Annotated in this window: 14 protein-coding genes and 1 pseudogene; 7 read left to right on the forward strand and 8 right to left on the reverse strand. The window is 71.8% G+C overall.

What is annotated here, in order from left to right; translation table 11 throughout:
- The first annotated feature begins 5 nt into the window (after nt 1-5).
- Nucleotides 6-929 carry a LysR family transcriptional regulator gene (locus ACP4J3_RS02950; protein ID WP_426530018.1) on the forward strand — a complete coding sequence of 308 codons (924 nt, stop codon included), beginning with the start codon at nt 6-8 and terminating at the stop codon, nt 927-929.
- Here the strand turns inward: ACP4J3_RS02950 and ACP4J3_RS02955 are convergent.
- The 5 genes from ACP4J3_RS02955 to ACP4J3_RS02975 form a co-directional block, all read right to left on the reverse strand.
- Nucleotides 904-1,599, reverse strand: a complete 696-nt coding sequence (locus tag ACP4J3_RS02955; RefSeq protein ID WP_426530020.1) for a B3/B4 domain-containing protein — start codon at nt 1,597-1,599, stop codon at nt 904-906. The two genes, ACP4J3_RS02950 and ACP4J3_RS02955, sit on opposite strands and share 26 nt — an antisense overlap.
- Before the next feature lie 8 nt (nt 1,600-1,607).
- Complete coding sequence (locus ACP4J3_RS02960; RefSeq protein ID WP_426530022.1) at nt 1,608-2,180, reverse strand: transglutaminase domain-containing protein; 573 nt, start codon at nt 2,178-2,180, stop codon at nt 1,608-1,610.
- Between the two features lie 88 nt (nt 2,181-2,268).
- Nucleotides 2,269-3,348: a threonine aldolase family protein gene (locus ACP4J3_RS02965; RefSeq protein WP_426530024.1), complete on the reverse strand. Its 1,080-nt coding sequence runs from the start codon at nt 3,346-3,348 to the stop codon at nt 2,269-2,271.
- Nucleotides 3,345-4,094: an SDR family NAD(P)-dependent oxidoreductase gene (locus ACP4J3_RS02970; protein WP_426530369.1), complete on the reverse strand. Its 750-nt coding sequence runs from the start codon at nt 4,092-4,094 to the stop codon at nt 3,345-3,347. Before ACP4J3_RS02970 ends, ACP4J3_RS02965 begins: the two co-directional genes overlap by 4 nt.
- 41 nt (nt 4,095-4,135) lie before the next feature.
- On the reverse strand, nt 4,136-5,533 hold the full coding sequence (locus ACP4J3_RS02975; RefSeq protein WP_426530026.1) for a DUF6421 family protein: 1,398 nt from the start codon (nt 5,531-5,533) through the stop codon (nt 4,136-4,138).
- Nucleotides 5,534-5,923: 390 nt separating this feature from the next.
- Between ACP4J3_RS02975 and ACP4J3_RS02980 the strand changes: the two genes are divergently transcribed.
- Nucleotides 5,924-6,607: a glycerophosphodiester phosphodiesterase gene (locus ACP4J3_RS02980; protein ID WP_426530028.1), complete on the forward strand. Its 684-nt coding sequence runs from the start codon at nt 5,924-5,926 to the stop codon at nt 6,605-6,607.
- A gap of 3 nt (nt 6,608-6,610) precedes the next feature.
- On the opposite strand, the gene ACP4J3_RS02985 is transcribed toward ACP4J3_RS02980, so the two are convergent.
- On the reverse strand, nt 6,611-7,162 hold the full coding sequence (locus ACP4J3_RS02985; protein WP_426530030.1) for a GNAT family N-acetyltransferase: 552 nt from the start codon (nt 7,160-7,162) through the stop codon (nt 6,611-6,613).
- 71 nt (nt 7,163-7,233) lie between these two features.
- Between ACP4J3_RS02985 and ACP4J3_RS02990 the strand changes: the two genes are divergently transcribed.
- Nucleotides 7,234-7,626: a VOC family protein gene (locus ACP4J3_RS02990; protein WP_426530032.1), complete on the forward strand. Its 393-nt coding sequence runs from the start codon at nt 7,234-7,236 to the stop codon at nt 7,624-7,626.
- Between the two features lie 94 nt (nt 7,627-7,720).
- Complete coding sequence (locus ACP4J3_RS02995) at nt 7,721-8,485, forward strand: VOC family protein (protein ID WP_426530034.1); 765 nt, start codon at nt 7,721-7,723, stop codon at nt 8,483-8,485.
- 15 nt (nt 8,486-8,500) lie between these two features.
- Here the strand turns inward: ACP4J3_RS02995 and ACP4J3_RS03000 are convergent, their stop codons facing one another.
- Entirely contained in the window at nt 8,501-9,037 is a 537-nt protein-coding gene (locus ACP4J3_RS03000) for a MarR family winged helix-turn-helix transcriptional regulator (RefSeq protein ID WP_426530036.1), read from the reverse strand.
- A pseudogene (locus tag ACP4J3_RS03005) lies at nt 9,034-9,509 on the reverse strand (FUSC family protein); the annotation flags it as partial. The pseudogene ACP4J3_RS03005 and the gene ACP4J3_RS03000, both read right to left, overlap by 4 nt.
- A 207-nt stretch (nt 9,510-9,716) precedes the next feature.
- Between ACP4J3_RS03005 and ACP4J3_RS03010 the strand changes: the two are divergent.
- The 3 genes from ACP4J3_RS03010 (at nt 9,717) to ACP4J3_RS03020 (ending at nt 11,872) form a co-directional block, all read left to right on the forward strand.
- Entirely contained in the window at nt 9,717-10,256 is a 540-nt protein-coding gene (locus ACP4J3_RS03010) for a DUF5134 domain-containing protein (protein WP_426530038.1), read from the forward strand.
- Between the two features lie 139 nt (nt 10,257-10,395).
- Nucleotides 10,396-11,067 carry a phosphatase PAP2 family protein gene (locus ACP4J3_RS03015; RefSeq protein ID WP_426530040.1) on the forward strand — a complete coding sequence of 224 codons (672 nt, stop codon included), beginning with the start codon at nt 10,396-10,398 and terminating at the stop codon, nt 11,065-11,067.
- Nucleotides 11,068-11,137: 70 nt separating this feature from the next.
- The gene (locus tag ACP4J3_RS03020; RefSeq protein ID WP_426530042.1) at nt 11,138-11,872 is read left to right on the forward strand and encodes an HAD family hydrolase; all 735 of its coding nucleotides are present in this window, start codon (nt 11,138-11,140) and stop codon (nt 11,870-11,872) included.
- Nucleotides 11,873-11,940 lie beyond the last annotated feature (68 nt).

The raw sequence follows: 11,940 nt of genomic DNA on the forward strand, positions 1-11,940 counted from the left end.
GAGAGATGCCCCAGCCGCCGCAGTCCCCGCCGGACCTCGATCTGCGCCTCGTGCGCTACTTCACGGTCGTCGCCGAGCACGGCCACTTCGGCCGCGCGGCCGAGTCCCTGCGCGTCGCCCAGCCGTCGCTGAGCCGGCAGGTCCGCCGGCTGGAGCAGGAGCTGGGCGCCCGGCTGTTCGACCGCACCCCGCGCGGCACCCGGCTCACCGAGGCCGGGGAGGTCTTCCTGCCCCGCGCGCGGGCGCTGCTGCGGTCGGCCGCCGAGGCCACGGCACGCACCCGGGCGGCGGCCCGGCCGAGCAGGTTCACGGTCGGCTACACCACGACGCTCATCGTCACCCCGGCCGTACGCGCCCTGCGCCGCCGCCGTCCCCACGCCGAGGTGCACGCCGTACACCTGCCCTGGGACGAGGCGCGTGCGGCCCTGCTCGAGCACCGGGTGGACGCGGTGGTGACGCGGCTGCCGCTGGTGACCGACGGGCTGGAGGTGACGGTCCTCCACGACGAGCCGCGGGTGCTGATGGTGCCGCTGGACCACCGGCTGGCCGGCAAGGAGTCGGTGACCTTGGACGACATCGCCGACGAGGCCATGCCGCGGGTGCGGGACCAGCCGGTCTGGAACGCCTACTGGCGCATCGATCCGCGGCCCGACGGGCGCCCCGCTCCGGACGGTCCGCTGGTGGAGGCCATGGAGGACAAGTACGAGCTGATCGCCGACGGTCAGGCCGTCGCGATCGTTCCGGCCACCCCGCGCGTGCACACCATCCGCCCCGACCTGACCACGATCCCCCTGGACGGCGTCGACCCGAACCATGTGGTGCTGGCGACGCGCGCCGGGGACCGCGGCCGGCTGGTGGCGGACTTCCGCAAGTGCGCCCGGGACACGCTCGGGCGCCCGGCCGTCAGGACGCCGCAGAACGCACCGTGATCCGTGCCCCAGGGCTGAACTTCTGCAGCAGTTCGGCCAGTTCGGCCGCCGCGGCCTCGACCTCGGCGACCGGCATCGGGGCCATGCCCTCCAGCAGGAAGACGCCGGAAGCGGTCTCCTCGGTGAGCCGGGTGCGCGGCCCCTGGCGCCAGTTCCAGCGGCGGCAGGTCACGCCCGCGTCGTCGCGCCAGACGACCTCACCGGCGCCGGGGTGCTCCACGACCTCCTCGCCCCCGGCCACGGTCACGAAGTCCTCTTCCCCGGTGGCGCGCACCAGCCGCATCCCGCCCTGGATGCGGTCGATGTCCTCGCCGCCGACGGGGATGAGGTGGGCGACGCTGACGGCGTTGTAGACGTCGACGAGCACGTTGATCCGCGGCAGTCCGGTCTCCGACAGAGCCCGCTTGGCGAGCGCCTCCGCCGAGTTGCGGGTGCGCGACGGCTTCGACCCGAACCCGGTGTAGACCTCGCGCCAGGCCGCCATGTGCGGATCCTCGTGCGGGGCACGCCCGTCCAGACGTACGGCGAGCCGGCGGGCCGCGTCGTCGAGGAGCGCGGAACTGGCGTCGGTGCTCGGGCCGTTGACCAGGCCGTATGCCTCGACGGCGACGTGTGTGAAGCCGGGCGCGAGGGCGCGCACCTCGTCGGACACGGTCAGGGAGAGCGTCATCGGCTGCCTCAAAGTGCGGTGGGGAGCGTCTTCCACAGGTGCGGCCGGTCGTGGGCGGCCTTGAGGGCGCTGAGGACGGCCGGGTGCGGTTCAGCATACAGGACCGGGTAGTCCAACTCGTTGGACTCCGGGTCGGGCGTGAAGGCCAGCCGCTCGCCGTCGAGCGAGAACTGTGCGTCCACGCCCGGCTTGTTCCCTCGCGGATCCTGCCGATGCCAGGCGCCGTTGAACCGCACGGCGACCAGACCGTGCACCACGTCGAACCTCTGATAGCACAGCGCGGTCGGGATGTCCTCGGCCCGCAGCAGCGCGGCCAGCGCATGGGCCTTGGCGTAGCAGATGCCGGTTCCCTGCTCCAGGACGTCGGAGGCACGCCAGGTGACACGGGGGTCACCGGAGTCCTGCGAGTGCGGAATGGCGTCCCGCACGAACTCGAACGCCAGCCGCGCATAGGCATACGAGTCATCCGCCTCCTTGACGAGGCGTGCGGCCGTCGCGCGAACGCGCGGATGCTCATGGTCGATGACCTCGTCGGCGGCCAAATAGGCGGACAGGTCAGGGGTTTCCTGGATCAGCTCCATACCGGTAGAGCATAGAAACGCGATCACTCGCGAGTCAATGACTTTTCGAGTGACCGCATACCTATGCACGCCCGGGACTCGAGGGATCCTAGCGCGCCATCTCCTCCTTCAGCGCCGCCACGAACGCGTCCACGTCGTCCTCGGTCGTGTCGAACGCGCACATCCAGCGCACGACGCCCGCCGCCTCGTCCCAGAAGTAGAACCGGAACCTCTTCTGCAGGCGCTCGCTCACGTCGTGCGGGAGCTTGGCGAAGACGCCGTTGGCCTGCACCGGGTAGAGGATCTCCACGCCGTGGACGGCGCGTACGCCCTCGGCCAGGCGCTGGGCCATCTCGTTCGCGTGGCGGGCGTTGCGCAGCCACAGGTCCTTGGCGAGCAGCGCCTCCAACTGCACGGACACGAAGCGCATCTTGGACGCGAGCTGCATGGACAGCTTGCGCAGGTGCTTCATGTGGCTGACGGCGTCCTGGTTGAGGACGACGACCGCCTCGCCGAACAGGGCGCCGTTCTTGGTGCCGCCGAGGGAGAGGATGTCGACGCCGGCCACGTCGGTGAACGTCCGCATGGGCACGTTCAGCGAGGCGGCCGCGTTGGCTATCCGGGAGCCGTCCAGGTGCACCTTCATCCCGTGCGCGTGGGCGTGGTCGCAGATCGCGCGGATCTCGTCCGGGGTGTAGAGGGTGCCCAGTTCGGTGCTCTGGGTGATCGAGACGACCTGGGGCATCGCCCGGTGCTCGTCCTCCCAGCCGTACGCCTGCCGGTCGATCAGCTCGGGGGTGAGCTTGCCGTCGGGTGTGGGTACGGTGAGCAGCTTCAGGCCGCCGACCCGCTCCGGCGCCCCGCACTCGTCGACGTGGATGTGCGCGCTCTCGGCGCAGATCACCGCGCCCCAGCGGTCGGTGACCGCCTGGAGCGCGACGACGTTGGCGCCGGTGCCGTTGAAGACCGGGAACGCCTCGGCGGTGGCGCCGAAGTGGCTGCGGATGATCCGCTGCAGGTTCTCGGTGTAGTCGTCCTCGCCGTACGCGACCTGGTGCCCGCCGTTGGCCAGGGCCAGGGCGGCGAGCACCTCCGGGTGGGCGCCGGCGTAGTTGTCGCTGGCGAAGCCGCGGACGTCCGGGTCGTGATGGCGCCGAGCCTGCGTAAAAGCGGTCTTCGGAGGGTTCACGGCTTCTCGGTCAGCCACAGGCGTTTTCCGTTCACTTCGGCGGCGGGCTGGTCCCAGACGTCGACGACGGCGTCGGCCAGGTCCTTGACGTCCGTGAAGCCCGCGAACTTCGCGTTGGGGCGCTCGGCACGCATCGCGTCGTGCACCAACGCCTTCACCACCAGGATCGCAGCCGCGGACGTCGGGCCCTCGGCGCCCCCCGCCTTGCGGAAGGCGTCGGCGAGCGCCAGCGTCCACGCCTCGGCGGCGGCCTTGGCGGCGGCGTAGGAGGCGTTGCCCGCGGTCGGCTTCGTCGCGCCGGCGGCGCTGATCAGTACGTACCGTCCGCGGTCGCTGCGCTGGAGGGCCTCGAAGAAGGCGAGCGAGGTGTGCTGCACGGTGCGGATGAGCAGCAGCTCCAGGAAGTCCCAGTCGTCGAGGCTGGTCTTGACGAAGGTCTCGCTGCCGCGCCAGCCGCCGACGAGGTGGACCAGGCCGTCGACGCGGCCGAAGTCCTTCTCGATGTGGTCGGCCCAGTCGCGGGCGGAGTGCAGGTCGAGCAGATCCACCGTGTCGCCGACGACCGTGGCGCCGCCGTGCGCGTAGCGGGCGGCGTCCACCGCCTCCGAGAGCCGCTCCGGATCGTTGTCGGAAGCCACGACGATCGCGCCCGCCTCGGCCAGCCGCAGGATGGCCGCCCGCCCGGCGGGTCCCCCCGCACCGGCCACCGCGATCACCGCACCGCTGAGAGCTCCGTTCCCCGCCATGTTCTTCGCCTCCTGAGCAGTGTTGCTGGTGCTGCGGTCGCTCACGCGGCGACCCGCTCGGCGCTCTCCGCCGTGATGCCGCGAGTCGAGGCGATCACGTTCCGAAGCTTCTTGGAGAGGGCCTCATAGAACATGCTCAGGGGAAACTCGTCCGGAAGCACGTCATCGACGAGTTTGCGCGGCGGCTGGGTCAGGTCCAGGGCGTCCGGACCCTTGGCCCAGCGGGATCCCGGGTGCGGGGCGAGGTAGGTGGAGACGAGTTCGTAGCCGGCGAACCAGTGGACGAGCTTGGGGCGGTCGATGCCGTCGCGGTACAGGTTCTCGATCTCGGCGCAGAGCTGGTTGGTGACCTGCGGGGCGCGCTCCCAGTCGATGGCCAGCTTGTTGTCGGTCCAGCGGACGACGTCGTGCTGGTGCAGGTAGGCGAAGAGGAGCTGGCCGCCGAGGCCGTCGTAGTTGCGCACGCGCTCACCGGTGACCGGGAAGCGGAACATGCGGTCGAACAGCACGGCGTACTGCACGTCACGGGCCTGCGGGACGCCCTCGGCCTGGAGCTTGACGGCCTCCTTGAAGGCGGTGAGGTCGCAGCGCAGCTCTTCCAGGCCGTACATCCAGAACGGCTGGCGCTGCTTGATCATGAACGGGTCGAACGGCAGGTCGCCGTGGCTGTGGGTGCGGTCGTGGACCATGTCCCACAGCACGAAGGCCTCCTCGCAGCGCTTCTGGTCGTGGACCAGCGCGGCGATGTCCTCGGGCAGCTCGAGGCCGAGGATGTCGACGGCGGCGTCGGTGACACGGCGGAAGCGGGCGGCCTCGCGGTCGCAGAAGATGCCGCCCCAGCTGAAGCGCTCGGGGGCCTGGCGCACGGCGATGGTCTCGGGGAAGAGGACGGCGGAGTTGGTGTCGTAGCCGGCCGTGAAGTCCTCGAACTTGATGCCGCAGAACAGCGGGTTGTCGTAGCGGGTGCGCTCCAGCTCGGCCAGCCAGTCCGGCCAGACCATGCGCAGGACGACCGCTTCGAGGTTGCGGTCGGGGTTGCCGTTCTGCGTGTACATCGCGAAGACGACCAGGTGCTGCAGGCCGTCCGCGCGGCTCGCGGCGGGCTGGAAGGCCAGCAGCGAGTCGAGGAAGTCGGGCACCTCGAAGCCGCCCTCGGCCCAGCGGTTCAGGTCCTTCGCCAGGGCCGCGTGGTAGTCGGCGTCGTGCGGGAGCAGCGGGGACAGCTCCTCGACGGCCGCCACGACGCGCCGTACGGCTGCCTCGGCGTCCGCACGCGCGGGCGCGCCCTCGGCCTCGAAGTCGATCGACCCGTCCTTGGACTGCCATGGCCGGATCTGCTCCACGGCATCCTTGAGCACCGGCCATGCCGGGTGCTCGACCACCCTGGTCATGGGAGGAACCTGATCCTCCGAAGCCGCCTGCACAAGAATTTCCGTCATGTCCCATCCTCCACGGGAGAACCTCGCGTCGGGACACGGTACGCATACGAGGTTTCTCCCAGCAAGGGCAGCCTCGGGAAATTATCCCGTGCACCCTCATGGTCACCGAACTTTTTCCTGTTGGATGTCTCGATGGCGATTAGACCGGCGTTCCGTGGGCATACGCATCACCCACCCCACAACTCCGGTCAATCCCCGCGGGACTCGCCCACGCCAGGGTGACCACCGTCAGGGGCGCGAGCCAGGCACGGCATGTCCCGCCGCCGCGAACCCTGTGCACATGTGGGGTTCATCACGCGCGTAGGCCACTAGGCTGCGGCACTGCCGCGCGAACGCTCCGCTCCGGTTCGCGTGCGCGCCGAGCCGCCGTCGACGGAAGCGAGTTGAACCTTGAACTTCCTTACCATCGGTCACCGCGGAGTCATGGGTGTCGAACCCGAGAACACCCTCCGTTCCTTCGTCGCCGCCCAGCAGGCGGGCCTCGACGTCATCGAACTCGATCTCCACCTGAGCAAGGACGGCGCCCTCGTCGTCATGCACGACACCGACGTGGACCGCACGACCGACGGCACCGGCGCGATCGCCGACAAGACCCTCGCCGAGCTGCGCGCCCTGGACGCGGGCCGCGGCGAGCGCGTGCCGGTCTTCGAAGAGGTCCTGGACGCCGTGAAGTCACCGCTCCAGGCCGAGATCAAGGACGTCGCGGCGGCACGGGCGCTCGCCGAGGTGATGAACGCCCGGGATCTGGCGCCCCGGGTCGAGGTGTCCTCGTTCCACGACGACGCCGTCGCCGAGATCGCCCGCCTCGTGCCCGGGGTGCGCACCGCGCTGATCGCCGGCCGCTACGGCACCGACATCGTGGACCGCGCCGTCGCGGTGGGCGCGGCGACGGTCTGCCTCAACATCCGCCGGCTCACCCTGGAGGTCGTGGAGCACGCCCGCAAGGCGGACCTCAGGATCATCGGCTGGGTGGTGAACACCCAGGACCATCTGCGGCTGGTACGGGCCCTGGAGCTGGACGGCGCGACCACCGACTACCCGGAGATCAAACGCACCGGCCGCTTCACCGCATGAACGTCACACCAGCGCCTTGACCAGCAGCTCGAACTGCAGATCGGGGCGCTGCGGAATGCCGAAGCGCTCGTCGCCGTACGGGAACGGAGTCATCCGTCCCGTACGGCGGTAGCCGCGCCGCTCGTACCAGGCGATCAGGTCGTTGCGTACGGAGATCACGGTCATGTGCATCTCGCTCACGCCCCATGTCTCGCGGGCCTGCCGCTCGGCCTCCGCGAGGATGACCTTGCCGAGGCCGGCGCCCTGAAGCGCGGGGCTGACCGCGAACATCCCGAAGTAGGCGTGACCCCCGCGGTGTTCGAGCTGACAGCAGGCGACGACCCGCCCGTCCCGCGCCACGGTGAGCAGTCGGCTGTCGGGCGACTTGATGACCTGCAGCACGCCCTCCGGGTCGGTCCGCTGGCCTTCGAGGATGTCCGCCTCGGTGGTCCACCCCGACCGGCTGGAGTCCCCGCGGTAGGCGGACTCGATCAGCGCGACCAGCGTGTCCACGTCGGCGTCGGTGGCGTCACGGAAGACGATTCCGGCGGCGGAGTCGGTCGCGGTGGCGTCCATGGTGCGGTTCTCCCCTACTCGGGCGCGGCTCGGGCACCGCTGAGCGTAACGCGCCACTAGGCTCCGACCGCATGGTGCACGTACTGAGCGGCCGGACCCTGCTCCGCCCCACCGATCCCGAACGGTCCCGTCACTTCTACGGCGAGCAGCTCGGCCTCGCCGTCTACCGCGAGTTCGGAACGGGCCCGCAGCGCGGCACCGTCTACTTCCTCGGCGGGGGCTTCCTGGAGGTCTCGGGGCGTTCCGAGACACCGCCGTCCCCGGCCGTGCAGCTCTGGATGCAGGTCGAGGACGTCGCCGCCGCGCACGAGGAGCTGGTGGCGAAGGGCCTCGGGATCGTGCGGCCGCCGGTGAAGGAGCCCTGGGGACTGATCGAGATGTGGATCGCCGACCCGGACGGCACGCGGATCGTGCTGGTGGAGGTGCCGGCGGACCATCCGCTGCGGTACCGCCCCGGGATCTAGGCGTATCGAAGACCAGGGGGTTTGCGCCGGATGGCCGGGGCCGCGGGCGGGGCTTAGCGTGCTTGCTGGGGGGTTCCTTCGCGGGAGGAGCGCCATGAAGCTCGACAAGCCCGTTACCGGCGGGCCCTGCTGGACCGAGCTGGGCACCAGTGACCTGGCCGGGGCCAGGCGGTTCTACGAGGCGCTGTTCGGCTGGCGCGCCGAGACCGATCCGCGTCAGGAGGCGGGCGGCTACACCATCGCACACCTGGGCGACGCGCCCGTGGCCGCGCTGACGCCGCTGTACCAGGAGGGGCAGCCGGTGGCGTGGAACGTGTCGTTCGCGGTGCCGGACGCGGACGCCGCGGCCGCGCGGGTGACACAGGCCGGCGGCACGGTGCCGGCCGGCCCGATGGACGTGTTCGACGTGGGCCGCTTCGCGGTGGCCGTGGACCCCACCGGGGCGGCCTTCCAGCTGTGGCAGGCACGGTCGTTCCCGGGCGCGGGGCTGCTCAACGCGCCCGGCTCGCTGGGCTGGGTGGAGCTGCTGACCAGGGCGCCCGAGCGGGCCATGGAGTTCTACACCACCGTCTTCGGCTGGACCGTCAACGCCGGCGAGCACTACACGCAGTGGGGCGTCGACGGCGCCGACTTCGGCGGCATGCTCGCGATGGACGACAAGTTCCCGCACGAGGTGCCGGCGCACTGGCTGCCGTACTTCGCCGTGGCGGACGTGGACTCCACGGCGGCGGACGCGGCCCAGGCGGGCGGCAGCGTCCTCATGGAGCCCACCTCCCTCCCCGACGGGCCGCGCATCGCCGTGCTGCGGGACCCGCAGGGTGCGGTGTTCGGCGTGTACCGGTCGGCCGACGAGAGCTGACGGGCCCGGCTCGGCTCAGGTGCGCAGCGCTCCGAGCCGCCCCTCCAGCCGACCGAGCAACTCGCCCAGCAGGGAGGCGAGTTCGTCCCGCCCCTCGGGGGCGAGTTCGGACAGTACGGCCGTCTCGTAGGCGAGTTGCTCCGGCAGGATGCCGTCGACGAGGTCCCGGCCCGCGTCGGTGAGGCGGAGGTGGGCGACGCGGCGGTCGCGGGTGTCGCCGCGGCGCTCGACCAGGCCCCGCTCGGTGAGCTGCTTGAGGCGCTTGGTGACGGCGGCGCCCGAGGCGAAGGTCTCGCGGGCGAGTTCACTGGGGGTCAGCTCATGGCCGGTGCGACGCAGCGCGCCGAGCAGGTCGAACTCGGGCCGGCTCAGGCCCGCCCGGCGCAGGGGGGCGTCCTCGGCCTGCTGGAGGAGGGCGGCGCAGCGGTTGATGCGGCCGATGATCTCCATCGGCGCGGTGTCGAGGTCGGGGTGGACGGTACGCCACTGCCGGACCACCCCGGCCACCGTGTCATGTCTCGTCCCGGTCGGCCCGCCGCTCGTCGCCGTCATGGCCGTACGCCCTCCGTCGTCTCGCCCGTGCGCTGGTCCGGGTGCGGTGCCCTGCGCCGCCCCGTAGCGGCGAGCGTACGTGGTCCGCTCCACTCGGCACGCGCGACCCGCGACCGGTGGGGTACGGCCAGGGAAGCGGCGAGCCCGACGAGGGCGCCGAGCAGCATGTCCACGACCCGTCCGGCGATCAGCCGTCCGGGCTCCTGGAACCCGGCGAACTCGGTGATGAGCAGTGCCATCGGGGGGAACCAGCGCAGCGAACAGGAGGACGCCGAGCAGGTCGCCAACGACGCGCTGGACGCCGCGGCCCCAGGTTGGGGTGAGGTTGCCCTGGTACAGGGACGCCGCGTGACCAGGACCCAGTAGGGGCGGCCGATCCCCAGGACGAGGGAGGCGTAGCCGACGAGGCGGTGCGCACGGCGAGCGGGGTCACTGGGCGCAGGCGGTGCCACAACCGGCCGGGGCGCGCGGGGAGTTCGGTGGGGACGCGGTCGAGGGACTGCGGGGCGAACAGGGCGACGGCGGCGACCACGCTCAGGGCGGGCTTGAACCATTCTCCGGTCGCCGTGACCTGCCGTGCTCCGCCGAATGCTCCCCGTGTACATCCTTGCGCTCGCGTACGCGCCGCACGGCCGGGGCATCGACGCACTGACCGAGACCGTCGAGCGGGGAGGTGCGCGTGCACGGACCGGCTTCGCCCGGTTGGCTGCTGGTCGTGCTGTGTGCGGCGACCGGTTCCTACTGCCTGCTGCGGTTGCGCAGCCACGTCGAGGAACAGCGCCGGGCCGCGGGCGGCGAGGCGCTGATGGGCTTCGGCATGGCCGCGATGGCGGTGCCCGCCGCGGCGTTCACCCCGCCGTCATGGGCCTGGCCCGGCTACGTCGCCGTGTTCGGCGCGGCCGCCCTGCACGCCCTGTGGTCGGCGCGGGCGGGCGGGCACCATCTGCACCATCTGGTGGGGGCCCTGGCCATGGTCTACATGTCGATCGCGATGGCCGTCTCGCCCGACCACCGGCTCGGGCACGGCGGTTCCGGCATCCCCCTCCTGACGGGCGCCCTGCTCCTGTACTTCACGGCATACGTGCTGCTGTCCGGCGTCCGGCTGGTGCCCGGCACGGCCGGTGGCGCGGACGTCGGGTGGGTCGACCGGCCGGAGCTGGCGCGGGCCTGCCGGCTGTCGATGGGGATCGCGATGCTGGCGATGCTGCTGACCCTCTGAGGCGGACCACCACAGGCGCGGCACGGCCGGCCGCCGCGACCCGGTTCTCCCGTGGCGCGCGTCGCAATCCCAGCCCTCGCATTCGCAATCCCAGCCCCCGCATTGGCCTCTCGCCCCATCGGTCGGCGAGGATCGCAGTATGCACACCCAGACCGTCGAGTCCCCGCCCCGTCCACCGGCCGAGCGCAGCGCCTCCCGCTGGGCCGGTGTCCTGGCGCTGTGCTCGGCGCTGCTGCTCGCCCTCGTCGCGGTCCGGTGGCACCCCTTGATGACCCTCGACGGCGACATCGCGGAGACCACGCACCGCTGGGCGGTCGACGAGCGCGGCGTCACCCATGCGTTCCGGATCCTGACGGACTGGGTCTGGGACCCGTGGACGATGCGCATCCTGACCGTCGCGGTCGCGATCTGGCTGGTGTGGCGGAGAGCCGCGCGCTGGACGGCCGTGTGGCTGCTGGCCGCCTGCGGGCTGGCCACGCTGATCCAGCAGTCCCTGAAGGCCCTGGTCGACCGCCCCCGTCCCGTCTGGCCCGACCCCGTCGACTCCGCCCACTACGCCGCCTTTCCCTCCGGCCACGCCATGACGGCCACGGTGGTCTGCGGCCTGATGCTGTGGCTGCTGCACCGCCACGGCGCCGGACGCGCCGTGTGGCGTACGGCCGTCTCCGTGGCCGTCGTCTCCGTGGTCGGCGTCGGGCTCACCCGGATCTGGCTGGGCGTCCACTGGACCACGGACGTCGTCGGCGGCTGGCTGCTGGGTGTGCTGGTCGTGGTGCTGGCGGTGGGGGTGCACGCCCGCCGACGGGGCTGAGCGCCACCCGGCTCCGCACAGCGCGGGGATCTTCCCGCGCGGCGGAGCACGGCCCCGTAGGATCCGCATCATGACCGCAGTCCTGTTCGATTTCTCCGGCACTCTCTTCCGTATCGAGTCCACCGAGTCCTGGCTGCGCGGAGCGCTCGCCGAGGCCCAGGTGGAGCTTTCCGAGGCCGAGGTGGCCGAGGTGGCGCAGGCGTTGGAGGCGATGGGCGCGCTGCCGGGCGGGGCCGATCCCTCCTGGCTGCCCGAGGACGTCGCGAGCGTGTGGGGAGTGCGGGACAAGAGCGCGGAGCTGCACCGGGCGGCGTACACCACCCTCTCCCGGCATGTGCGGTTGCCCGACGACCGGCTGCACGACGTGCTCTACGAGCGCCACATGGCACCGGCCGCGTGGGGACCGTACCCGGACACCGCCGAGGTACTTCGGGCGCTGCGTGAGCGCGGTGTCGGTGTGGGCGTGGTCAGCAACGTCGGCTGGGACATCCGCCCGGTGTTCCGGGAGCACGGTCTCGACCCGTACGTGGACACCTATGTGCTGTCGTACGAGCACGGCATCCAGAAGCCCGACCCGCGGCTGTTCGCGGCCGCCTGCGAGGCGCTCGACGCCGATCCGCGCGATGTCGTCATGGTCGGTGACAACCGGCGTGCGGACGGCGGTGCGGCGGCGCTGGGCTGCGCGGTGCACTTCGTGGACCATCTGCCGGCCGACCGGCGGCCGGACGCGCTGCGGCCGGTGCTGGATCTGGTGGGCGGCGCCGGGCCGCGGGCGAACGGCACCGCCCCACGACCGGCGAAGTAGCCTCCGGCGACCATCGGGGAGGGCGGGCCCGCCCCGGACGATCCCCCGCGTCGCCCGGGGCAGACGGC

It is taken from the genome of Streptomyces sp. UG1, from assembly GCF_049974585.1.
GTDB lineage: Bacteria > Actinomycetota > Actinomycetes > Streptomycetales > Streptomycetaceae > Streptomyces.

Bases quoted from the DNA above. Each gene is read 5' to 3' on its own strand.
- ACP4J3_RS02950 (WP_426530018.1), top strand. From the start codon at position 6: ATGCCCCAGCCGCCGCAGTCCCCGCCGGACCTCGATCTGCGCCTCGTG.
- ACP4J3_RS02955 (WP_426530020.1), bottom strand. From the start codon at position 1,599: ATGACGCTCTCCCTGACCGTGTCCGACGAGGTGCGCGCCCTCGCGCCC.
- ACP4J3_RS02960 (WP_426530022.1), bottom strand. From the start codon at position 2,180: ATGGAGCTGATCCAGGAAACCCCTGACCTGTCCGCCTATTTGGCCGCC.
- ACP4J3_RS02970 (WP_426530369.1), bottom strand. From the start codon at position 4,094: ATGGCGGGGAACGGAGCTCTCAGCGGTGCGGTGATCGCGGTGGCCGGT.
- ACP4J3_RS02975 (WP_426530026.1), bottom strand. From the start codon at position 5,533: ATGACGGAAATTCTTGTGCAGGCGGCTTCGGAGGATCAGGTTCCTCCC.
- ACP4J3_RS02985 (WP_426530030.1), bottom strand. From the start codon at position 7,162: ATGGACGCCACCGCGACCGACTCCGCCGCCGGAATCGTCTTCCGTGAC.
- ACP4J3_RS02990 (WP_426530032.1), top strand. From the start codon at position 7,234: ATGGTGCACGTACTGAGCGGCCGGACCCTGCTCCGCCCCACCGATCCC.
- ACP4J3_RS02995 (WP_426530034.1), top strand. From the start codon at position 7,721: ATGAAGCTCGACAAGCCCGTTACCGGCGGGCCCTGCTGGACCGAGCTG.
- ACP4J3_RS03000 (WP_426530036.1), bottom strand. From the start codon at position 9,037: ATGACGGCGACGAGCGGCGGGCCGACCGGGACGAGACATGACACGGTG.
- ACP4J3_RS03015 (WP_426530040.1), top strand. From the start codon at position 10,396: ATGCACACCCAGACCGTCGAGTCCCCGCCCCGTCCACCGGCCGAGCGC.
- ACP4J3_RS03020 (WP_426530042.1), top strand. From the start codon at position 11,138: ATGACCGCAGTCCTGTTCGATTTCTCCGGCACTCTCTTCCGTATCGAG.